This is a genomic window from Kineococcus anabasis (assembly GCF_054590795.1).
The window spans coordinates 40,949-63,141 of sequence record NZ_BAAIHU010000006.1 but is presented as its reverse complement, the minus strand read 5'-3'; the positions used below and the strand labels follow the sequence as shown (position 1 = coordinate 63,141).

General features: G+C 73.9%; 18 protein-coding genes. 15 read left to right on the top strand and 3 right to left on the bottom strand.

From position 1 onward, the window contains the following. Nucleotides 1–54 precede the first annotated feature (54 nt). The 10 genes from dnaE (at nucleotide 55) to ACYQBY_RS09055 (ending at nucleotide 15,126) form a co-directional block, all read left to right on the top strand. Entirely contained in the window at nucleotides 55–3,606 is a 3,552-nt protein-coding gene (gene dnaE / locus ACYQBY_RS09100) for a DNA polymerase III subunit alpha (protein WP_459643536.1), read from the top strand. 26 nt (nucleotides 3,607–3,632) lie between these two features. Continuing rightward, nucleotides 3,633–4,172, top strand: coding sequence for a hypothetical protein (locus ACYQBY_RS09095; protein ID WP_459643535.1), 540 nt, complete (start codon nucleotides 3,633–3,635; stop codon nucleotides 4,170–4,172). Nucleotides 4,173–4,301: 129 nt separating this feature from the next. Further along, the gene (locus tag ACYQBY_RS09090) at nucleotides 4,302–6,098 is read left to right on the top strand and encodes a family 16 glycosylhydrolase (protein WP_459643534.1); all 1,797 of its coding nucleotides are present in this window, start codon (nucleotides 4,302–4,304) and stop codon (nucleotides 6,096–6,098) included. A 197-nt stretch (nucleotides 6,099–6,295) separates the two neighbouring features. Then, nucleotides 6,296–7,216: a glycosyltransferase family 2 protein gene (locus ACYQBY_RS09085; RefSeq protein WP_459643533.1), complete on the top strand. Its 921-nt coding sequence runs from the start codon at nucleotides 6,296–6,298 to the stop codon at nucleotides 7,214–7,216. After that, complete coding sequence (locus tag ACYQBY_RS09080) at nucleotides 7,213–8,577, top strand: family 16 glycosylhydrolase (RefSeq protein WP_459643532.1); 1,365 nt, start codon at nucleotides 7,213–7,215, stop codon at nucleotides 8,575–8,577. The genes ACYQBY_RS09085 and ACYQBY_RS09080 overlap by 4 nt, the downstream gene beginning before the upstream one ends. Next, a complete protein-coding gene (locus ACYQBY_RS09075) occupies nucleotides 8,574–10,490 on the top strand; it encodes a hypothetical protein (RefSeq protein WP_459643531.1) in 1,917 nt (638 codons plus the stop codon). The genes ACYQBY_RS09080 and ACYQBY_RS09075 overlap by 4 nt, the downstream gene beginning before the upstream one ends. 31 nt (nucleotides 10,491–10,521) lie before the next feature. Then, complete coding sequence (locus ACYQBY_RS09070) at nucleotides 10,522–11,304, top strand: hypothetical protein (protein WP_459643530.1); 783 nt, start codon at nucleotides 10,522–10,524, stop codon at nucleotides 11,302–11,304. An 88-nt stretch (nucleotides 11,305–11,392) separates the two neighbouring features. Then, nucleotides 11,393–12,727 (top strand): lipopolysaccharide biosynthesis protein, encoded by a 1,335-nt coding sequence (locus tag ACYQBY_RS09065; RefSeq protein WP_459643529.1) that lies wholly within the window; start codon nucleotides 11,393–11,395, stop codon nucleotides 12,725–12,727. Nucleotides 12,728–12,799: 72 nt separating this feature from the next. After that, nucleotides 12,800–13,915 carry a glycosyltransferase family 4 protein gene (locus ACYQBY_RS09060; protein ID WP_459643528.1) on the top strand — a complete coding sequence of 372 codons (1,116 nt, stop codon included), beginning with the start codon at nucleotides 12,800–12,802 and terminating at the stop codon, nucleotides 13,913–13,915. Next, nucleotides 13,912–15,126, top strand: coding sequence for a glycosyltransferase (locus ACYQBY_RS09055; RefSeq protein ID WP_459643527.1), 1,215 nt, complete (start codon nucleotides 13,912–13,914; stop codon nucleotides 15,124–15,126). The genes ACYQBY_RS09060 and ACYQBY_RS09055 overlap by 4 nt, the downstream gene beginning before the upstream one ends. On the opposite strand, the gene ACYQBY_RS09050 is transcribed toward ACYQBY_RS09055, so the two are convergent. Beyond that, nucleotides 15,021–16,109, bottom strand: a complete 1,089-nt coding sequence (locus tag ACYQBY_RS09050; RefSeq protein WP_459643526.1) for an acyltransferase family protein — start codon at nucleotides 16,107–16,109, stop codon at nucleotides 15,021–15,023. The genes ACYQBY_RS09055 and ACYQBY_RS09050 overlap by 106 nt on opposite strands. A 200-nt stretch (nucleotides 16,110–16,309) precedes the next feature. Between ACYQBY_RS09050 and ACYQBY_RS09045 the strand changes: the two genes are divergently transcribed. Together ACYQBY_RS09045 and ACYQBY_RS09040 are read left to right on the top strand one after the other, a co-directional pair. Then, nucleotides 16,310–16,786: a hypothetical protein gene (locus tag ACYQBY_RS09045; protein WP_459643525.1), complete on the top strand. Its 477-nt coding sequence runs from the start codon at nucleotides 16,310–16,312 to the stop codon at nucleotides 16,784–16,786. Between the two features lie 486 nt (nucleotides 16,787–17,272). After that, nucleotides 17,273–18,253, top strand: coding sequence for a glycosyltransferase family 2 protein (locus ACYQBY_RS09040; RefSeq protein WP_459643524.1), 981 nt, complete (start codon nucleotides 17,273–17,275; stop codon nucleotides 18,251–18,253). A 33-nt stretch (nucleotides 18,254–18,286) separates the two neighbouring features. On the opposite strand, the gene ybaK is transcribed toward ACYQBY_RS09040, so the two are convergent. Then, the gene (gene ybaK, locus ACYQBY_RS09035) at nucleotides 18,287–18,796 is read right to left on the bottom strand and encodes a Cys-tRNA(Pro) deacylase (protein ID WP_459643523.1); all 510 of its coding nucleotides are present in this window, start codon (nucleotides 18,794–18,796) and stop codon (nucleotides 18,287–18,289) included. Nucleotides 18,797–18,806: 10 nt separating this feature from the next. Continuing rightward, nucleotides 18,807–19,481: an LON peptidase substrate-binding domain-containing protein gene (locus ACYQBY_RS09030; RefSeq protein ID WP_459643522.1), complete on the bottom strand. Its 675-nt coding sequence runs from the start codon at nucleotides 19,479–19,481 to the stop codon at nucleotides 18,807–18,809. A 40-nt stretch (nucleotides 19,482–19,521) separates the two neighbouring features. Here ACYQBY_RS09030 and ACYQBY_RS09025 point away from each other — a divergent pair, with 40 nt between their 5' ends. From ACYQBY_RS09025 to ACYQBY_RS09015, 3 genes are read left to right on the top strand one after another with little or no spacing between them, the layout of a single operon-like run. After that, nucleotides 19,522–20,388 (top strand): PhzF family phenazine biosynthesis protein, encoded by an 867-nt coding sequence (locus ACYQBY_RS09025; RefSeq protein ID WP_459643521.1) that lies wholly within the window; start codon nucleotides 19,522–19,524, stop codon nucleotides 20,386–20,388. Nucleotides 20,389–20,418: 30 nt separating this feature from the next. Then, nucleotides 20,419–21,753: a histidinol dehydrogenase gene (gene hisD, locus ACYQBY_RS09020; RefSeq protein WP_459643520.1), complete on the top strand. Its 1,335-nt coding sequence runs from the start codon at nucleotides 20,419–20,421 to the stop codon at nucleotides 21,751–21,753. Continuing rightward, on the top strand, nucleotides 21,750–22,184 hold the full coding sequence (locus ACYQBY_RS09015) for a hypothetical protein (protein WP_459643519.1): 435 nt from the start codon (nucleotides 21,750–21,752) through the stop codon (nucleotides 22,182–22,184). The genes hisD and ACYQBY_RS09015 overlap by 4 nt, the downstream gene beginning before the upstream one ends. The last annotated feature ends 9 nt before the right edge of the window (nucleotides 22,185–22,193 follow it).

The window sequence follows — 22,193 nt, the reverse complement described above, 5'->3', positions numbered from 1 at the left end:
CTGAAGACGGCACCGCACAGCACCACAGTTCGTCCGAGGAGGCGCTGCCCCACCATGCCCCAGTCGTCCTTCGTGCACCTGCACGTCCACACCGAGTACTCCATGCTGGACGGCGCCGCCAAGGTCGACGACCTCTTCGCCGAGGCCGCCCGCATGGGCATGCCCGCGGTCGCCACGACCGACCACGGGTTCGTCTTCGGGGCCTACGACTTCTGGAAGACCGCCAAGAAGCACGGCGTCAAGCCGATCATCGGGGTGGAGGCCTACCTCACCCCGGGCACCGCGCGGCGGGACCGCACCCGCGTCAAGTGGGGCGACGAGCGCTCCACCTCCGGCGACGACGTCTCCGGCGGCGGCGCCTACACCCACATGACGATGCTCGCCAGCACCACCGAGGGCATGCACAACCTGTTCCGGATGGGCTCCCTGGCCAGCCTGGAGGGGCACTTCTACAAGCCCCGCATGGACCGCGAGCTGCTCTCGCAGTACGGCAAGGGCCTCATCGCGACGACCGGCTGCCCCTCGGGGGAGGTCCAGACCCGCCTGCGCCTGGGCCAGTACGACGAGGCCGTGCGCGCGGCGGCGGACTTCCGGGACATCTTCGGCCGGGAGAACTTCTTCTGCGAGCTGATGGACCACGGCCTCGACATCGAGACCCGCATCCGCGAGGACCTGCTCCGCCTGGCCAAGGACCTCGACCTGCCGCTGGTGGCCACCAACGACCTGCACTACACCCGCGCCGAGGACGCCACCGCGCACGCGGCGCTGTTGTGCGTGCAGTCCGGCTCGACCCTGGCCGACCCCAAGCGGTTCAAGTTCGACGCGGACGACTTCTACCTCAAGAGCCCCGCCGAGATGCGCGAGCTGTGGCGCGACCTCCCCGAGGCCTGCGACAACACCCTGCTCATCGCCGAGCGCTGCGACGTGCAGTTCACCGAGTCCACCGGCTCCCTCATGCCGCGCTTCCCCTGCCCGCCGGGGGAGGACGAGGAGTCCTGGTTCGTCAAGGAGGTCTGGCGGGGCCTCGCCGCGCGCTTCCCCGCCGGGATCCCGGACGACGTGCGCAAGCAGGCGGAGTTCGAGATCGAGGTCATCGTCTCCAAGGGTTACGCCGGCTACTTCCTCGTCGTCGCCGACTTCATCAACTGGTCCAAGGAGAACGGGATCCGCGTCGGCCCCGGCCGCGGTTCCGGGGCCGGCTCCATGGCCGCGTACGCCATGCGCATCACCGACCTGGACCCGCTGCAGCACGGTCTGATCTTCGAGCGGTTCCTCAACCCCGAGCGCATGTCGATGCCCGACTTCGACGTCGACTTCGACGAGCGCCGGCGCGGTGAGGTCATCCAGTACGTCGTGCAGAAGTACGGCGACGACCGGGTGGCCCAGATCGTCACGTACGGCACCATCAAGGCGAAGCAGGCCGTCAAGGACGCCTCGCGGGTGCTGGGCTACCCGTTCTCGATGGGCGACCGGATCACCAAGACGATGCCGCCGGCCGTCATGGGCAAGGACATCCCCCTCGCGGGCATCTTCGACCCCAACCACAAGCGGTACTCCGAGGCCGGGGAGTTCCGCGAGCTGTACAAGAACGACCCCGACGTCGTGAAGGTCGTGGACACCGCGCGCGGCCTGGAGGGGCTGAAGCGGCAGTGGGGCGTGCACGCCGCGGGCGTCATCATGTCCTCCGAGCCGCTGATCGACCACATCCCGATCATGCGCCGGGAGCAGGACGGCGCGATCATCACGCAGTTCGACTACCCGACGTGCGAGAACCTCGGGCTGGTCAAGATGGACTTCCTCGGCCTGCGGAACCTCACGATCCTCGACGACGCCCTGAAGAACGTCGTCGCCAACGGCAAGGACCCGGTCGACCTCGACGCGCTGACCCTGGACGACCCGGCCACGTACGAGCTGCTCGGCCGCGGCGACACCCTGGGCGTCTTCCAGTTCGACGGCGGGCCGATGCGCTCGCTGCTGCGCCTGATGCGCCCGGACAACTTCGAGGACATCTCCGCCGTCGGCGCGCTGTACCGCCCCGGCCCGATGGGCGCCGGCTCGCACACCAACTACGCGCTGCGCAAGAACGGCCAGCAGCCGATCACGCCGATCCACCCGGAGCTCGAGGAGCCGCTGAAGGAGATCCTCGGCACCACGTACGGCCTGATCGTGTACCAGGAGCAGGTCATGGCCATCGCGCAGAAGGTCGCCGGGTACTCCCTCGGCAAGGCCGACCTGCTGCGCCGCGCGATGGGCAAGAAGAAGCGCGAGGTGCTCGACGCCGAGTACGTCGGTTTCGAGGCCGGCATGAAGGAGAACGGGTTCTCCGCCGAGGCCGTCAAGACGCTGTGGGACATCCTCGTCCCCTTCTCCGACTACGCCTTCAACAAGGCGCACTCCGCCGCGTACGGCCTGGTGTCGTACTGGACGGCGTACCTGAAGGCCAACCACCCCGCGGAGTACATGGCCGCGGTGCTCACGAGCGTGCGCGACGACAAGGACAAGTCCGCGCTCTACCTCAACGAGTGCCGCCGCATGGGCATCAAGGTCCTGCCGCCGGACGTCAACGAGTCGGCCGCGGACTTCACACCCGTCGGCACCGACGTCCGCTTCGGGCTCACCGCGATCCGCAACGTCGGCGCCAACGTCGTCGAGGCGGTCGTCGCCGCCCGCACGGAGAAGGGCCGCTACGAGTCGTTCACCGACTTCCTCACCAAGGTCCCCGCCGTGGTCTGCAACAAGCGGACCATCGAGTCGCTCATCAAGGCGGGGGCGTTCGACTCCCTCGGGCACCGCCGCCGCGCCCTCGTGGACGTCCACGAGAAGTCCGTCGACGCGGTCGTGGACGTCAAGCGCAACGAGGCCATCGGCCAGTTCGACCTGTTCGCCGGACTCGGCGGGGACGACGGCGGCGCCGCGCCCGGCGGGTTCACCGTGGAGATCCCGGACCTGGAGGAGTGGGACAAGACCGAGCTGCTCGCCCACGAGCGGCAGATGCTCGGCCTGTACGTCTCCGACCACCCCTTGTTCGGCCTGGAGCGCCTGCTGACCCAGGCCTCGGACTGCTCCGTGGCCCAGCTCATGGCGGACGAGTCCCGCCCGGACGGCTCGCAGATCACGATCGCCGGCATGATCACCGGTCTGCAGCGCAAGCTCACCAAGCAGGGCAGCCCGTGGGCGATCGTCACCGTGGAGGACCTCGAGGGCGCGATCGAGGTGCTCTTCTTCCCCGCGACCTACGCCCAGGTGGGGCCGGTGCTCGCCGAGGACCTCGTCTGCATCGTCAAGGGCCGGCTGAACCGCCGGGACGAGGTGCCCACGATCTACGGTTCCGAGCTGACGATCCCGGACCTCAACACCGCCGGCGACGGCCTGCCCGTCACGATCGCGATGCCCGTCACCCGCTGCGTGCCGCCGATGGTGGAGAAGCTGCGCGACGTGCTGCGCACCCACCCCGGTGGCACGGAGGTCCGCCTGCAGCTCGTCTCCGGTGGCGGGAGCAGGCCGCGGACGACCCTCATGCGGCTGGACGACGGCCTGCGCGTGACCCCCTCCCCGGCCCTGTTCGGCGACCTGAAGGCGCTGCTCGGTCCCTCGTGCCTGGTGTGAGCGACCCTGGTGTGAGTGACCCTGGTGTGAGTGACCCGGACGGCGCCGCCCGCGCGGACGCCCCGACGCCGGACGCCGGTACCGCCGGTGCGTTCGTCGCGTCGGGGGTGCCGGCCGCTCCCGCCGGTCGCCGGCGCCGCGACGCCCGCACCCTGCTCGCCCTGCAGGTCGCCGCGGGCCCGTGCATCGGCCTGGCCTGGTGGGTGCTCACCGCCGACCCCCCGGCCTGGCTGGTGGGGGAGCCGGCCCGCACCGCCGGCTCCGTGCTCGCCGCCCGCGACGGCACCCTCGCCGTCCTCGGCATCCTCATGGGCGCCGCCGCCGGGGCACGCGTCCTGCGCCACCCCGGCCGCCGGCCCCTGCTCACCCTCGCCGCGGGCCTGGCCGGTGCCGTCCTGGGCGTCGTCCTGGCCGTGGTGGTGGCGCGGGTCCTGCCCGCGGGGGTGGACGGGGCGCGGGTGTCACCGCGGGCGTGGGGGGTGACGCTGCTGTGGCCGGGGCTGCTCGCGGGGGTGGTGTTCGTGCGGGAGGCCGCGCGGGCGGTCGGGGAGTGGGTGCGGGGGTAGGGCGCCGCCTCACGGCTCCGGTGCGGCTGGGCGCCTCCCCGGTCGAGCCGGGCCAGGTCCGCCACCTCGCCGGGGTCGCCGTCCGGCCCCGGCGCTCAAGGCGGGTGTGATCCTGCCGATGTAGTTCGGGTGCTTCCCCACACACTTGAGAACTTCCCCGCCCATTCCCCCGTTCGGTCCTCGCGCACCACCGCCCGGCGCTGGCTCGCAGCCACCCTGGCCGGGCTCGGCCTGCTGGTCGCCGCCCCGCCGCAGGCGCTCCCGACCGCCGGTGCCACGACCACCGAGGCGACCGTCGGTGCCGTCGAGGGGGAGCTGCTCGCTCTGCCCAGCGGCACGGGGGCGGTCTACCGCGACCCTTCCACGTCGGGCGGCGCCGCGCGGCACGTGTGGTCCAACGCCGCCCTGACGGGCACCGTCGCCCTGTCGGCGCCCGCACGGCGCCTGGCGCTGCGGCTCAAGGCGGACCTGTGCCAGGGGGCACCGCAGGCCGTGGTGAGGGTCGACGGTGCGACCGTCGGGACGGTGACCCCCAGCACCACGCAGTGGAGCACCTTCAACCTCGCGGGGAGCTGGGCGAGCGGCCAGCGCAGCGTGAGCGTCACCTACGTCAACGACTTCCGGGCGAGCACCACCTGTGACCGCAACCTCCACGTCGACGTCCTCACCTTCTCCGGGCCCGTGACGACCGTGACCCCGGCCACGTGGAGCACGCGCCAGGTGATCGGCCCCTCCGCCGTGACGGACTCCCGCGGCCGCGTCTGGCAGCCCGCGACGAACGTCACCGGCGGGGAACGGCGCGGCGCCTGGGGAGGGATCGCCGGATCCGCCAGCCCCCAGCTCTACGCCTACTCCCAGTTCGGTGTGCAGAGCTGGACCGTCGACGTCCCCGTCAGCGCACGGTATGCGGTGGACGTCGCCATGGCCGACAGCTACGGCCCGACGCCGGGGGCCCGGGTCGTCGACGTGCTGGTGAGCGACGGCGGCAGCGCACCCCGGCCGCTCGCCACGGGTGTCGACGTGGCCCGGACGGTGGGCGGGTGGTGGACCTACCACGTCACGGGCGTGGTGCCGGTCACCTCGGGCCGACTCGTGATCACCTTCGTGCCGCGCAGCGGCCAGGCGATCGTCTCCAACCTGGCCGTGCAGACGATGGACGCCGTCGGCACGGGCGGCACCGTGCTGCGCGACGACTTCACCGGCGCCGCAGGCAGCCCCGCCAACCCGGCCCTGTGGACACCCGAGGTCGGCTCCGGTCCCTTCGGGGCCGGTGAGCTCCAGGCGTACACCGACGACCGGCGCAACAGCGCCCTCGACGGCAACGGCAACCTCGTCATCACGGCCCGCGCGGAGAAGTGGAGCGACCGCTGGGGCACCCGTGACTACAGCTCGGCGAAGCTGACGACCGCGGGCAAGGGCTCGTTCACCTACGGGCGCGTGGAGGCGCGCGTGAAGGTGCCGGCCGGCCAGGGTCTGTGGCCCGCCTTCTGGGCCCTGGGCACCAACAAGGACACCGTGGACTGGCCGCTGTGCGGCGAGCTCGACGTCTTCGAGCACCTCGGCGGCCAGCCGAACACGGTCTACGGCACCATCCACGGTCTCGGTGACGACCAGGACGCCCTCGGGTGGCGCGACCAGCGCGTCTCGAGCGTCGGAGGGCACCTGAACACAGGGGCCCGCGTCGCGGACGCCTGGCACGTCGTGTCGATGGACGTCATGCCGGAGGCCATCACCTTCAGGTTCGACGGCATCCCGTACTACACGGTGACCCCGGCGGACCTGCGCTCCGGTCAGCAGTGGCCGGTCGGCTCCCCCTACTACCTGCTGCTGAACCTCGCGGTGGGCGGGACCTGGGGCGGCGCCCCCGACGCGAGCACGCCGTTCCCCGCGTCCTTCGCCGTCGACTACGTCTCCGTGACCCGCTGAGCGGTCACCCGGAGCGACCGTGCGGGTGACTTCCTTGCCTGCGGGTGCCCTGCCTCCTCTACAGTTGGGGCAGTTGTGCCTTGTGCAGTCGCAGGCGCGTGAGTCGCGGCTGCCAGGTCGCGCGGGGACCGGTGGGGGCGCGAACCATGGTGCACGGAGCAACAGGCATGCCCGGCGGCGGTGTCGGATCGGCCGCGGTGCCGTCCCTGACGGATCCGGTGACGCCGCTCGACGTCAGCGCTGTGGTCTGCGCCTACACGATGAAGCGGTGGGACGACCTGGTCCGTGCGGTGACCAGCCTGGAGCAGCAGGACGCGCCGCTCGGCCAGGTGGTCGTCGTCATCGACCACAACGACGAGCTGCTCCGGCACGCCCGGCAGCGGTGGCCGCACCTGCGGGTCGTGGCGAGCACGGGCACCCGGGGTCTGTCCGGGGCCCGCGACACCGGCGTGGCCGCGGCCAGCGGGTCGGTCGTCGCCTTCCTCGACGACGACGCCGCGGCGGCGCCCGACTGGTCGTCGGCCCTGGCCGCCGCGTACGCCTCCGGCGCCGTGCTCGGCGTCGGGGGGTACGTGGAGCCGGTGTGGGTCGCGGGACGGCCGGCCTGGTGGCCCGAGGAGTTCGACTGGGTCGTCGGCTGCTCCTACCGCGGCCTGCCGTCGGTGCGCTCGGAGGTCCGCAACGCCATCGGCGCCAACATGAGCCTGCGGCGCGCGGTCCTGGACCACATCGGTGGCTTCGACCCTCGGGTGGGACGCCTCGGCGAGGTGCCGACGGGCTGCGAGGAGACCGAGCTGTACATCCGGGCCCGCGTCCAGGTGCCCGGCGGCACCGTGCTCTTCGACCCCGCCGTGGCGGTGCGCCACTGGGTCCCCGCCTCACGCGGGACGTTCCGCTACTTCCTGCGCCGGTGCTGGGGGGAGGGCATCTCCAAGCGCACGGTCTCCCGCCTGGCGGGACCGGAGCTCGCCCTCTCCTCGGAGCGCGCGTACGTCAGCCGGGTGCTCCCGTCGGGCGTCGTCCGGGCGCTGCGGGCCCGCAGGCCGGCGAAGGCGGCCGCCATCGTGGCCGGTTTGGTCGTCACCGGTGCCGGCTACCTCCGCGGGGCCTCCTCGTGACGTCCCGGCGGTCGCCCGGGAGGTCACTGCTGGTCTCGGTCCTCGTGCCGCTGGGTGCGCTGCTCGCCATGCTCGGCGTCGCGCTCGCGGTGGGGCTGCCCGCGCTCAGGAGCGCGGCCATCGCGCCCACCCGCGGCTCCTGGCAGCTGCAGCTGCTGGCGGCGGGGCCGGAGCAGCGCGACGCGCACGGCGAGCGCTGGCTCGCGGGGACCCGTCCGGTCGGCGGTGAGGACGTGACGGCCGAGGCCCCGCCGGGGACCTCGAGCCCGCAGCTGTACCAGCGTGTGCGCTGGGGTGCGACCTCGTGGTCGATCGACGTCCCCGGACCGGGGTACTACGCCGTCGACCTCCTCCTCGCCACGCCGGCGGACGCGGGCCCCGGCGCCAACGTCTTCGACGTCCTCGGCTCCGGTGTCGAGGGCGTTGCCCGCCCGCTGCAGCAGGAGGTGACCCTCGTGGCGGACCCGGAGCGCCCGCAGCACGCGGCAGGCGTCGTGCACAGTTCCTCCCGGCGGGTCGAGGTCCGCTTCCAGGCGCGCGAGGGCAGGGCCGCCGTCAGCGGCATCAGGGTCGTGGCCCTGGGGCCCGACGCACCCTCGAGCATCGTGCGCGAGACGTTCGACGGGCCCGCGGGCAGCCCTCCTCCGCAGGCGTGGCGGCCGGTCACCGGTGCAGGGCCGTTCGGTGACGCGGAGATCCAGGGGTACGACGACGACGCCCGCGCCGTCGCGCTGGACGGGGCGGGCAACCTCGTGCTGACCGCGCGCGCCGAGCCCTACCGCGGCGCCGACCCGGGCGCCCCCGTGCAGCCCTGGACCTCCGCGCGACTGGAGACGAAGGGACGCGTCGCCGTGACCTACGGCGATGTCTCCGCGACCTTGCGCGTACCCGAGGGGCAGGGGCTGTGGCCCGCCTTCTGGCTCCTCGGCACCGACATCGACCAGGTGGACTGGCCCCGTTCGGGCGAGATCGACGTCATGGAGGTGCTCGGGGGGCGTCCCTCGCAGACCTACGGTGCGGTGCGCGGCCTCGGCGACGAGCAGGACGAGACCGGCTGGCGCGACCAGCCGGTCTCGAGGATGGGCATCGAGCACGACACGGCGGCTCCGCTCAGCGACGCCCCGCACACGTACTCGGCGAAGATCCTCCCCGGCACGGTGACGTTCGCCCTCGACGGGGTGCCGTTCGGGACGATCTCCAACGTCGACCGGCGCCCCGGCCAGCAGTGGCCGATCGGCAAGCCCTACTACCTGCTGCTCAACCTGGCGGTCGGCGGCACCTGGGGCGGGCCCCCCGACGCCTCGACGCCGCCGACGGCGAGCCTGGTCGTGGACGACGTCGTCGTCGAGGGATGGCGGTGACCGCGCTGATGCACCGACGCTCACGCCCCCGGCGGCTGGCGACCACGGCCCGGCCCCCGCTCCTGCACCAGGCGGCCGCAGATGCCACGGTCGGCGCGATCATCCTCGGGATCATGGCGTTCGGGCTGCTGCTGCACGCCCTCGTCGGCCTCCTCGGCCGTGGCGGGGCCGACGAGAGCAGGGTCGACGCCCTCTTCTGGAGCTCCCTGCTCGTGGTGGTCGTCCCGGCGGCCGTCGTGCTCGCCGGCAACCGTGCGGGCGCGGGCCTGCGGCGGACCCTGGCCCTCGCCCTGGGCCTCGCGCTCGCACTGTCCCGGGTGGTCCTCTACCCCACCCGCTTCGTCTACCACGACGAGATCGCGCACGAGGCGACGCTCGACCACATCCTGCGGACGGGCCGCCTCTTCACGCCCACCCCGACGCTGCCCGTCTCGGCGTACTACCCGGGACTGGAGGTGGCGACCGCAGGCGTCCACGACCTGACCGGGATGCCGGAACGGGCCAGCGCCGTGGTCATCCTCCTGCTCGCCCGGGTGGTGCTCGTGGCGGCGCTCTACGGCTTCGTCCTGCAGGTGCTGCGTTCCGAGCGCGCCGCAGGTCTGGCCACGGTCGTCTACCTGTGCAACCCGCAGTACCTCTTCTTCAACTCCCAGTACTCCTACCAGACGCTGGCGCTGCCGCTGGCGCTGCTCGCGGTGCTGCTCACCGCCCGTCGGGTGGACGCGCTGCGCGCGCGCGAGCTGCCCGCCGGGGCCGCACGGGTGGTGTCCCTCGCGGTGATCGTCGCGCTCGTCGCGGCGGTCGTGCTGGTGCACCACCTGACCGGCATGCTCCTCGTCGGCTTCCTCGTCCTGTGGGCCCTCTACGACCTGCTCCGCCACCGGCGCCGTGCGCAGGAGGCCCCGACGCTGCTGCTCCTCGCCGGCTCGGGGGCGGCGTTCGTGCTGGTGTGGCTGTCCGTCGACGGCAACCCCGTGACGTCCTACCTCCTCCAGATCGGTGTGACGGCCGCGCGCCAGCTGCAGGCGATGACCTCGGGTTCGAGCCAGCGCAACGCCCTCTTCAGCGACGCCGAGGGCGACAGCGCGCCCGTCTGGCTGGCGGCGACGATCGTGGCGTCCCTGCTGGCGACCACGGTCCTGCTGCTCTGCGCGCTGTGGCGCGCCCGGGCGCTGCTGCGCTGGGAGGGTTCCCTCCCGGGCGTCCTCGTCGTCGGGGCGGCCATGTGGCCGCTGATCCCGGCGGGGCACCTGACGACCGCGACGTCGGAGGTCTTCGACCGCTCGGCCGGTTTCGTCTACGTCGGTGTGGCCGTGGTGCTGGCGTGGTGGGTGGTCGCGGGATCTCCTCGTGGACCGCTGGCGGTGCGGCCCGCGTCCGTGCCGGTCGTGGCGGGCCTGGTGGCGCTGCTGTTCGTCGGAGGGGTGGCCTTCGGTGCGGGGCCGCGGTGGAACCGGCTGCCCGGCCCCTTCCTCGTCTCCGCCGACCCGCGCGCCGTGGACGCCTCCAAGCTCGCGGTCGCCGCGTGGCAGGCCGAGCAGCTGCCGGACGGCAGCCGCGTCCTCGCCGACCGCACCGGGCGGCTGCTCGCCGGCAGCATCGGCGAGCAGTACCCGGTGACGTACCTCGCGGACGGGGTCAACCCGTCATCCCTGCTGCTGGCGCCGACCCTCACCGAGCTGGACCTCGACACGGCGCGGGCCGCGCGGCTGGAGTACGTCGTCGTCGACCTCCGCAACGGCCAGACGCTGCCCCGGGTCGGCGTGTACTGGGAGTCCGGCGAGTGGGGTCTGCCGCACACGGTGCCGGTGAGCCCCCAGGCGATGAGCAAGCTGGCCACCGCTCCGGGGGTCGACCGCGTCTACGACAACGGCTGGGTGGTGGTGTATGACGTCCGGAACTTCCGCCTCTGACCGTCGGTGGGCCGTGTGGCGCGGCCCGGACGTGGACATCCCGGTCACCGCCGGCCTCGTCGTGGTGCTCGCCCTCGCGGTCGTCCTGGACGCCCCGCCCGTGCTGCGCACGGCGCTCCTCGCCGCCGTCCTGGGCGGATTGGTGGCGGTCGTGCACGCCCGCAGCGCACGCGGCCGGCTGGAGGCCCTGGGCCTCGTGGTCGCGGGTGCCCTCACCGTCGCCGTCCTCGGCGGTGTCCTCCTCGCCGTGGCCCCGGCCGGGCTGTCGCGCCCGGCGTGGGCGGTGCTGGCGCTCGTCGCCGGGCTGGGGGCGCTCGCCCGCGCGGCCCGCCGGCAGCGCAGGCCGCGCGCACCGAGGCCCCCGGAGACCGCCGAGCCCGCACCCGCGCGGCACCGCACGCCCGAGCCGCGCTGGGTGACGTTCCTGGCGGAACCGCTGCGCCAGTCCCAGGTGCTGGTCGGTCTGTGGGCCGCGGTGACGGTGATCGTCACGGGCTCCGCCGTCCTCGTGGGCGTCGTCGCGGCACAGCGCAGCGAGGTCCCCCCCCTGCAGATGTGGTCCGTCGCGTCCGGCGCGGGCACCGCCGTGGAGCTGTCCGCACCGGGTCCGCAGGGGCCCTTCGACCTCTGGCTGGAGCAAGCCGGTCAGCCTCCGCGTCTCATCAGCAGCGCGCTCGTGCTGAGCGGCACGGCGCGCAGCCGGTACGAGGTTCCCGCGCCGACCGATCCCGGCCGGCCGTTCTCCGTGGTGCTGCGGGTCCCGGGCCGCACGGACGCGCTGCGGACGGTCACCGTCGTCCCGGACGCCTCGTGAAGGCCGCCGGCCGGCCGCGGGGGAGCGCCATGCGCCCTCGCGCCGGCGGTCCGTGCAGCACCTCCGTCGAACAACAGGGAGAACACAGGTGACAGCCGTGGTGCACGCCGTCCGGTCGAGGTGGACCGCGCTGCGGAACGACTCGCTCGTCCGCAACAGCACGATGATCGCTGCGGCGTCGGTCGCGACGTCGGGGTTCGGTTTCCTCTACTGGGCCGCGGCGGCGCGCCTCTACCCCGCGGCGAGCGTGGGCATCGCCTCGGCTCTCGTGGGTGCCATGTCCCTGGTGTCGACGATCGCCATCTTCGGCGGGCAGTCCCTCCTGGTGGAACGGCTGCCCAAGCGGGGCACGCAGCGGGAGTGGTCGTTGACGGTGACGACGACGGCGCTCGTCGGTTCCGCCGCCTCCCTGGCGGGTGCGCTGCTGGTGGCGGCCGTCCTGCCGCTGCTGCCCGGGGGGGACTTCTTCCGGGGACCGTGGACGGTCTTCCTCTTCGTCGTCGCGGTCGTGGCGACGACCCTGTCGACGCTCACCGACTTCGCCTGGGTCGCCGAGCGGCGGGCGGCTGTCATGCTCGTGACGAACCTGGTGTTCTCCGTGGGCAAGCTGGTCGCCGTGGTGCTCCTCGCCGGTGTCGCGCCGACGCCGGACGGCATCCTGCTCAGCTGGACGGCGACCTGCGTCGTGGCCACCCTGTTGTCGGCGGCGGCGCTGGTCGCCCTGCGGGGTTACCGGCCGACCGTGCGGGGGGTCCGCGCGGAGCTGGGGGAGTTCACCGGGTCCATGATGGGCCACCACGCGATCAACCTGGCGGTGGTCGCCCCCACGCTCGTCATGCCCGTGATCGCCGCTTCCCGGCTCGCGGCGGAGGACGCCGCGTACCTCTACGCGGCCTGGCGCATCGGTGGCTTCTTCGTGCTCCTCGCCTCCGCCTGTGCCTCCGCGCTGTTCGCGGAGGGTTCCCACGACACCGACGGCATGCTGACCAAGGCGCGCAGCGGCATCGTCGTGATCGGCGGCGTGCTCGTCGTGGGCATGGTGTCGGTGATCTGGTTGCGGGGACCGGTGCTGGAGGTCTTCGGCCCCAGGTACCGCGAGCACGCCTCCACCGCCCTGCTGCTGCTGGCCCTGGCGGCCGTCCCGGAGGCCGTCGTCTCCCTCGCCGCGGCCGTGTTCCGGGTCCGCGGCCGGCTGCTCCTGATCGCCGTCATCACCGGCTCGATCGCCGTGGCGGAGCTGGTCGCGGCGTGGATCCTCATGCCCACCTACGGCCTCACCTCGGCGGCGGCGGCGGCTCTCGTCGCCCAGAGCCTGGGCTGCATCGTGATCGTGCTGTGCTGGCGGCGCACCGGCGTCGGCCGGACGGAGGCCGTACCCGCGGTCCCGGCCGACGCCGCCGCACCGCGACCGGTCGACGCCTGAGCACCGCGGCGCCCGCACGACCTCCCGGCCCACGGCCGTCCCGCCCCGCACGACACGAAAGAGGAAACCTGCATGAGCCGTGCCACCTCCCGGCTCCGCGTCGTCCACGTCGCGGCCCGCTACCTCCCCGATCTCGGCGGCATCGAGACCCACATCCACGAGGTGACGCGCCGGCTGGCCGGCTCCGGGGAGTTCGACGTCACCGTCCTGGCCACCGACCGCACGGGGGAACTGCCCCGGTGGGAGCGCACCCCGGAGGGGGTGACCGTCGTGCGCCGGCGCGCCTACCCGGCATCGCGGGACTACTACGCCGCACCGGGGATCGTGCGCCCGCTGCGCGCGGGCAGGTTCGACGTCGTGCACGTGCAGGGGGTCCACACGCTGGTCCCGCCCGCTGCGATGCTCGCGGCCCGCAGCGCGGGCCTGCCCTACGTGGTGAGCACGCACACCGGCGGCCACACCTCCGGTGTGCGCTCGGCGGCGCGCACCCTCCAGTGGCGTTCCCTGGCCCCCCTGCTGCGGGGAGCCGCGCGGATCCTGCCCGTGGCGGCGTTCGAGCAGAGCATCTTCGGCGAGGCGACGGGCCTGCCCCCGGAGCGCTTCACGGTCGTGCCCAACGGCGGGTCCCTCCCGCCGGCGGTGGACGTGCAACCCGTGCCCGGGCGGATCGTGTCGGTGGGCCGGCTGGAGCGCTACAAGGGCCACCACCGCGTCATCGAGGCGCTGCCGCTGCTGCGCCGGACGCGGCCGGACACCCACCTGCACATCCTCGGTGCCGGCCCGTACGAGGGTGAGCTGCGCGCGCTGGCGGACAGGTTGGGGGTCGCCGGTGCGGTCAGCATCCGCCTGGTCCCGCCCAACGACAGGGCGGCGATGTCGGAGGCCGTCGCCAGCGCGCAGGTGATGGCGGCGATGTCCGACTACGAGGCGCACCCGGTCTCCGTGATGGAGGCGCTGGCCCTGGGGGTTCCCGTGGTCGGCTGCGACGTCGCGGGGGTGGGGGACCTGGTCCGCGAGGGTTTCGTCACCGGGGTTCCCCTGCGGGCGGCGGCACCGGAGATCGCGGACGCGCTGCGACGGGCGCAGGACGGCGGCGGTCCGGCGTCGCCGCCCCGGCTGCCCACCTGGGAGGACGCGGTGGCGCAGATGGCCGCGGTCTACCGCGAGGTCGCCGGAGGGCGTTCGTGACCGCGGACGCGCGCGCCGGGCGTGCAACCCCTCCCGTCCGGGTGGTGCACCTGATCACCGGGTTGACGCTGGGCGGGGCGGAGCGCCACGTGGAGATGCTCGTCGAGCGCAGCACCGCCGACTCGACCGTCATCGCGCTGCGGCTGCTGGGCCCCGTGGGGGAGCGGATGCGACAACGCGGTGCCGCGGTCGAGCTGCTCGGCATGGACGGCGCCGCCCGCTGGAGCGCGGTTCCCCGCCTCGTGCGCCGGCTGCGGCAGCTGCGACCGGACGTGGTCCACGTCCACCTCCTCAGCGCACAGCTCCACGGGCTGCCCGCGGCGCGCCTGGCCGGGGTTCCCGTCGTGGTCTCCAGCGAGCACTCGCTGATGGCCACCGCGATCGAGGGGCGCCCCCTCACCCCTGTGCTCCGGCGCGTGTACCTGGCCCTGGAACGGCTCGCGGACGTGACGATCGCGGTGTCGGCGGAAACCGCGGAGCGTCTGCGCCGGCTGGGTGTCGCGGCCTCCCGCACGCGCGTCGTCGACAACGGCATCGACTTCTCGGCGTTCCGGTTCGACGCCGCGGCGCGCCGCGAGGTGCGCTCGGAACTGGGGCTGGGCGAGGAGGTCCGGGTGCTGCTCACCGCCGGGCGGCTCGACCCGGTCAAGCGGGTCGACGTGCTGCTTCGTGCGGTGGCCCCGTCCCTCGGGGCGCACACGCACCTGCTGGTCGTGGGCACCGGGCCGCTGCAACCCGCGCTGGCCGACCTGGCCGCGGACCTGGGAGTCGCGTCCTACGTGACGTTCCTCGGTGCCCGCTCGGACCTGCCCCGCGTCGTCAACGCCGCGGACGTCTTCGTCAACGCCTCCCGCGACGAGACGTTCGGCATGGCGGTCGTCGAGGCCGCGGGCAACGGGCTGCCGGTCGTCTTCGCCGAGTGCCCCGGTCTCGACCGGGTTCTCGACCGCGGCGTCGACGCGGCCGCCTCGGGCTGGTACCCGCTGCCCCCGCTGCCGCGGCCGATCCCCGCCGACCGCGAGGTCGCGGACCTGCGCGCGGCGGTGGAATCGGCGCTGGCCGGGCCGCTCGCGCGCAGGCAGCCCGCCCCGGAACTGCTGGCCGCCTACGACCTGGCGGTGATGGCGGCCTCGGTGGAGGGCGTGTACTCGGAGTTCCTGCGCCGGCGCCGGTCCAGCAGGGCGAGGGCCGGCAGTTCCACGAACCGGTAGGAGAGCCACGCGATCGCGAGGCAGGTCGCGACCGTCAGAGGTGCCCACAGCAGTTTCTCATCGAGCGTCCGGACCGACAGCAGCCGTTTCGCCGCGTCATACACGAGCAGGTGCCACAGGTAGAGGCTGTAGGAGATCAGGCCCAGGTGCACCAGGGGCCGGCTCTGCACCAGGTGCTGCCACAGGGGGGTCCTGCCGGGCGTGCGGGTCGCTGCCGCGAGCTGGCCGATGACCACGGCGGAGCACAGGGCACCCAGGCACCGCTGCAGGTCCCAGGGCAGCACCGTCCCCGTGGCGACGAGGAGGCCGAGCGTCGTCAGCGCCACCGGCGCCGGCCAGCGCGGCCGTCGTACCCAGCGGTCCAGGAAGGCCGGGTGCTCGTGGCGCAGGACCGCGAGCCAGCACCCGGTGAGCAGCGGCGCGGCGTTGCCGTCGAGCCCGACGCCGACGTGGCCGGACAGGCCTGCGGCGCTGAGGGCGAGGAGCAGCGCGGTCGCACACCCCAGGAGCGCACCGACCGTGGCCGTCATGCTCCAGCGCAGCCTCCCGCCCCGGCGCGTCGCGCTGTGCAGCGCCACCAGGACCAGTGGCCAGAGCAGGTAGAACTGCTGCTCCACGGCCAGCGACCAGGTGTGTGCCAGCAGGGAGAAGTCGGCGTGCTCGCCCTCGGCGACCAGGACGAAGTTCTGCACGTACAACAGGGACGGGACCGCCTGGCGGAAGACCTCCGCCCGGTCGGCGGCGGGCAGCGCCGTGGCGGCCCAGATCAGCGTGGTCCCCACGAGGACGGCCAGCGCGGGGAGCAGCCGGACGGTGCGGCGCCAGTAGAACCGCCCCAGGGCGCCTGCCGTCTCCGCGGGTCGGTGCACGAGGATGGTGGTGATGAGGTAGCCGCTGAGGACGAAGAAGACGAGTACCCCTATGCTCCCACCGGAGAAGCCGGGTACCGCGGCGTGGAAACCCATCACCGCGAGAACGGCCAACGCTCGGAGGCCGTCGAGCCCGGGGATCCGGGTGGGGACGGGATGTCGGGGTTGGAGTTCCGCCGTCACGCTCGTGTGTCCTGGGCGGGCATGGCGCCGAAACTACCAGCGCGCAGCGCCGCACCGAAGCCGTGAGCACAGGATCTGTGCGATCGGGTGGACGACGACCGGCGTTCCAGGAGCGTCGAGAGGGGGTTCGCGTGGTTCTCGTCCTGCGACGTCGACGCCGGACCCGGCGGCTCGCGGAGCTGCGGCGTTTCGCCGCGGCGCAGCGGTGGCGGCCGGTCGGCGACGACCTGGCTCCGCTGCTCCTCTCGGTGCTGCCCGAGCTGTCCCGCCGCGACAGCGTGCAACCCGAGCTCGTGCTGTCCGGCACGTTCGAGGCCCGCGGCGCCCACCTCGCATCCGTGCTCGCACGTCCGGCCGCGGGGCGGCGCGGCAGGGGCCCGGACGAGGCGGTCCTCCTGGTCCGCGTGGAGCTGCTCCGGCGCGGGGCCGTGGAGGACCCGGTCGTCCTCGAGGAGGGGGTGGGCGGCCTCCCCGGGCGGGTGCCGCGGGTGGTGCAGCTGGGCGCCGATCTCGTGCTGGTGCAGGAGTTCCGGGAAGGTGTCGACCTGTCAGCCCTGCTGCGCAGGCTCGTCCAGCTCGACGAGGGGCCGGCAGCGGGGCCGGGGTGACGCTCCCGGTGGGCTCCGGTCGCCGCTGCGCCGCTGCGCCGGACGGGGTCGTTTCGGGCACGTGAACTCTCGGGGTGATCTCTGGTGGTGTCCGGGACCCTGGGCTAGCTTTCGTCAACGGTCGGTGGTCGTCTCCGATCGCGGTGCGCTCGACCAGGAGGTGGGTGGGGAGTGGGGACGTCCTCGGCCTGCTCGGGGGAGCAGGAGAAGACGTGGGAGCGGGGCGTGACGTTGCGTAGCAATTCATCTGCGTACCGTAAGGACATCTCATAAGGAGTAGCTACGGCTACTTCTCGGTGACATGGCGTTCCGCAACCGGGTAACATTTCAACAAGTTGCTGGGGGCCCCCGCTGTCGCGGGTTCTGGTGAGGCAACTGACCTCTTGGGGAGCTGTGATCCGTCGGGCGTCTTTGGTCGCCGTGGCCCGGCGGGGAGTGAGAGGCGAAACCGGACCCTTGACTTCAGTCCATGACTTTGGGGGGACCATGTCCGAGCGCCACCTGTCGAGCGAGCCCGATGCGACGCCTTTCCCGCGGGTGAGCGTCGTCATCCCGACGTACAACGAGGCGGCGAACCTGCCCCACGTCTTCAAGCTCCTGCCGGCGGACCTGCACGAGGTCGTCATCGTCGACGGTCGCAGCTCGGACGGCACGATCGAGGTGGCCCGGGAACTGCGCCCCGACGTGCGGATCGTGCTGCAGAACCGTCGCGGCAAGGGCAACGCCATGGCGTGCGGCTTCGCTGCCGTCACCGGTGACGTCGTGGTCATGCTGGACGCCGACGGCTCGGCCGACCCGCGCGAGATCCCGCGCTTCGTGGCCGCGCTCACCGGTGGGGCCGACTTCGCCAAGGGAAGCCGGTTCATCGCCGGTGGGGGCAGCAGCGACATCACCCGGCTGCGCAAGGCGGGCAACTGGGGGCTCAACGCCGTCGCCAACGTCCTCTTCGGCACCCGGTACACCGACCTCTGCTACGGCTACAACGCGTTCTGGGCCAGGTGCCTGCCGGCGCTGGAGCTCGACGCCTCGGGGGAGCGCGCGGACGAGAAGCTCTGGGGCGACGGCTTCGAGATCGAGACGCTGATCAACACCCGCATCGCCAAGGCGAAGCTGGTGATCCGCGAGGTGCCCAGCTTCGAGTTCCCGCGCATCCACGGGGAGAGCAACCTCAACACCTTCCGCGACGGTTTCCGCGTGCTGACGGCGCTCTGCGTCGAGCGGTTCCGTCCCGGGGTCCGCCTGACCTCCGACGCCCACATCCCGGCCCAGCGCGTCAGCGCCTCGCCCGTGTCGGCCCCCGTGGACGGGCTCGTCCCCGCGGCGTCCGCTCCGGCCGCGAGCACGACGCCGGGCAGCATGGCGGTCGAGCTCACCCTCGCCGACGTGCCCGCCGCCCCCACGAGCGCGGTCGTCCAGGCCCTGGTCATCGACCTGCGCGACGCGCAGCCCGCGACCAGCCCCAACTGACGGCGGTCCGCCTCGGGCGGGCGCGCTGGCGGCTCAGGTCCTGGTGACCTCGGCCACCACCGCGCCCGTCAGCCGCACCAGGTCCTGCGGCGACAGCTCGATCTCCAGCCCGCGCCGCCCACCGCTGACGCACACGGTGTCCCACGCCTGCGCGCCGGCGTCGAGGACCGTGGGCAGCGCGGTGCGCTGCCCGAGGGGGCTGATCCCGCCGACGACGTAGCCGCTGCTGCGCTCGGCGCGGGCGGGCTCGGCCATGGTGGCCTTCTTGCCCCCGGCCGCCGCCGCGAGCGCCTTGAGGTCCAGCTTCCGCGGCACCGGCACGACGGCCACGACGAGGCGGCCGTCCACGTCCACCAGCAGCGTCTTGAGGATCTGCTCCGGTGCGGCACCGGCCACCTCGCCCATCGCCCGCACCGCCTCGGCGCCGTAGTCGCTGCTCCCCTCGTCGTGCTCGTAGGTGTGCACCCGGTGCACCACCCCGGCCGCCACCGCGGCGCGCACCGCCGGGGTGGAACCCTTCTCCGCCCTCGCGGCCCTGCCCACGCCCGCTCCCTCAGTTCAGCGTCTCGGGCAGCTGCGGCAGCTCCGAGGCGGGCACCGCGTGCAGCGCCTCCAGCAGCACCAGCTCGCGCTTGAGCAGGTCCAGCTCCGCCCGCAGCCGCGCCGCCGTGTCGGGTGCCTCCAGCAGCCGCTGGCGGTCGGAGGTCTGCAGCACCATGGCCGCGGCCACGAGGTACGACAGCACCGAGGGGTCGTCGGGCGCCTCGGTGCCGCCGATGTCCAGGGCCTCGCGGTAGCGGGCGAAGCGCTCGGCCACGGAGGCGGCGAGCACCACGGTCCGGGGGTCCTCGTCCTCGTCGACGGCCGGGTCGTGCCCGTAGGGCTCCACGAGCGCGGTGAGGTAGGGCGTGCCGGCCTCGTCGTCGATGCCGGTGACGCGGAAGCGCGACGTGCCGACGGTGACGATCTCGTACCGGCCGTCGTCGAGCTCGGTGACCTCCCGCAGCTGCGCGACGCAGCCCACCTGGTGCATGGCGTGCACGTTGCCCTCGCCGACCTCGTACCCGGCGCGGATCGCGACGACCCCGAAGCCGCGGGGCTCCTCCCCGGCGGTGGCCACGAGGTCCTCCACGAGCGCGCGGTAGCGGGGCTCGAAGACGTCGAGGGGCAGCACGAGGCCGGGGAAGAGGACCGTTCCGAGCGGGAAGAGCGGGAGGCGCCGGGGCACCTCGACAGACTACGTGCCGCCGGCCCCTACGCTGCCGCGCGTGCGACTGCGGATCATCGACGCCTTCACCGACCGCCCCTTCGCCGGCAACCCGGCGGGGGTGGTCGTCCTGGACGCCCCCGCACCGGAGGCGTGGATGAGCAGCGTCGCGGCGGAGCTGAACCTGTCCGAGACGGCGTTCGCGGTGCCGCAGGGCCCTGCGGGCCGGTACGCGCTGCGCTGGTTCACCCCGACCACCGAGGTCGACCTGTGCGGCCACGCCACCCTGGCCACCGCCCACGCCCTGCGCTCCGACGGCGTCGCCGGGCCCTTCACCTTCGACACCCGCAGCGGTGAGCTGCGCGCCGGGGTCGAGCCGGACGGCCTGGTGCTCCTGGACCTCCCCGCGCAGCCGACCTCCCCGCTCGCCCCGGAGATCGCCGGGCGGGTCGCCGACCACCTGGGGGCCGCCCTGGGCGTGCAGCCGGAGGAGGTGGAGTCCAACGGCATCGACGTCGTGGTCCGCCTCGCGGTGGAGGACCACGTCCGCACCCTCTCCCCGGACATCGCCGCCCTCTCGCTCGTCGACGCGCGGTGCGTCGTCGTCACGGCAACCGCGACCCGCCGCCCGGTCGCCGAGGACGTCGTGTTGGAGGAGGGCGACGTGCCCGACGCCGTCTCGCGCGTGTTCTGCCCACGCGTCGGCGTCCCGGAGGACCCGGTGACCGGCAGCGCCCACTGCGCCCTCGGCCCGTTCTGGGCGCAGCGCCTCGGCCGCGACACCCTGCTCTTCCAGCAGGTCTCCCGCCGCGGCGGGCGGCTGCGCGTCCGCGTCCTCGGCGGGCGCGTGGAGGTCGCCGGCCGGGCCGTGACCGTGCTCGACGGGAACCTCACCGCCGGTCCGCTCGCGGGTGACGAGGGCCGGTGACCGGCTCGACGCCGCCCGTACCATCGGGGCGTGACAGATCCCCTCCTGCGCCGCATCGACCTGCGCGGCTCGGCCCTGGACCCGCTGACCCTGCGCACCGTCGTGCCGCGCGCCGACCTCGACGTGAGCGCGGCGACGGAGGCGGTCCGCCCGATCTGCGAGTCCGTGCGCGAGCGCGGCGCCGCCGCGGTGCGGGAGTGGTCCGAGCGCTTCGACGGGGTGCGCCTGACCTCCCTGCGGGTGCCGGAGGACGCGCTGGCCGGGGCCCTGGCCGCGCTCGACCCCGCCGTGCGCGCCGCGCTGGAGGAGACGATCCGCCGCGTGCGCGCCGTGCAGCGCAGCCTGCGCCGCGAGGACAGCGTCACCCGCGTCGTCCCGGGCGGCACCGTCACCGAGCGGTGGGTGCCGGTGGGGCGCGTCGGCCTCTACGTGCCCGGTGGCCTGGCGGTCTACCCGAGCAGCGTCGTGATGAACGTGGTGCCCGCGCAGGAGGCCGGCGTGGCCTCCATCGCCGTCACCAGCCCCGCCCAGCGCGACTTCGGGGGCCTGCCGCACCCGACGATCCTCGCGGCGTGCGCCCTGCTCGGCGTGAGCGAGGTGTACGCCGTGGGCGGGGCGCAGGCCGTGGCGATGTTCGCCTACGGCGCCCGCGACGACGACGGCACCCTCGCCGTGGCCCCCGTGGACGTGGTCACCGGCCCCGGCAACGTGTACGTCGCCGCCGCCAAGCGGTACGTGCAGGGCGTGGTGGGCATCGACGCGGAGGCCGGCCCCACCGACATCGCCGTGCTCGCCGACGACACCGCCGACCCGGCGCACGTCGCGGCCGACCTCATCAGCCAGGCCGAGCACGACACCCTCGCCGCCGCCGTGCTCGTCACCCCCTCGGAGGTGCTCGCCGCCGCGGTGGACACCGAGCTCGCCGCCCGCGTCGCGGCCACCAAGCACTCCGAGCGCATCCGCACCGCCCTCACCGGCCGGCAGTCCGCGGTGGTCCTCGTCGACGACGTCGAGGCCGGGCTGGCGGTGGTGGACGCCTACGCCGCCGAGCACCTGGAGATCCAGACCGCCGACGCCGCGGCCGTCGCCGCCCGGGTCCGCAACGCCGGCGCCGTCTTCGTCGGCCCGCACTCGCCGGTGTCCCTCGGGGACTACTGCGCCGGGTCCAACCACATCCTCCCCACCGGCGGGAGCGCCTGCCACGCAGGCGGCCTGAGCGTGCAGACGTTCCTGCGCGGCATCCACGTAGTGGACTACTCCGAGGACGCGCTGCGCGAGGTCGCCGGGCACGTCGTGGCGCTCGCGGAGGCGGAGGACCTGCCCGCGCACGGCGAGGCCGTCACCGTCCGCTTCCCCGCCCCGTGAACGCGCCGCAGGACCGGCGCCCGCTCCTCGTGGTTCCCGTCGCCGACGCCGGGCGCCTCGCCCCGGTGTGCACCCTGGCGCGGGTGCGCGGGCGGCTCGTGCCCGTCGAGGGTGCCGGCTGCGTCCTCGTGCCGCGGGACGCCGCCGGCGCGACGGAGGCCGCCGCGAAGCTCTCCCGCCTCGTGCGCGGCGCGGACGTCGTCCTCCTCGGCGTGGAGGGGGACGCCGTCAGCGCCCAGCGCTGGCGCGGCGGGGTGCGCGGGCAGGACGCCGCCGCGCCCGGCCTGCTGCTGTCCACGTGGCCGGACACGGTGCAGCGCCTGCTGCTCGGCGGGCTCGACCCGGCGGAGGTACCGGGCGTGCGCGACGTCGGGCACGGCTCGCGGTTCAGGGCCGCCTGGGACCTGGCGCGCGGGCGCGGGCGGGGCTGAGCACCGGAC

Coding starts and splice junctions, on each gene's coding strand:
- ACYQBY_RS09060 (WP_459643528.1), top strand. CDS start 12,800: ATGAGCCGTGCCACCTCCCGGCTCCGCGTCGTCCACGTCGCGGCCCGC.
- ACYQBY_RS09040 (WP_459643524.1), top strand. CDS start 17,273: ATGTCCGAGCGCCACCTGTCGAGCGAGCCCGATGCGACGCCTTTCCCG.
- dnaE (WP_459643536.1), top strand. CDS start 55: ATGCCCCAGTCGTCCTTCGTGCACCTGCACGTCCACACCGAGTACTCC.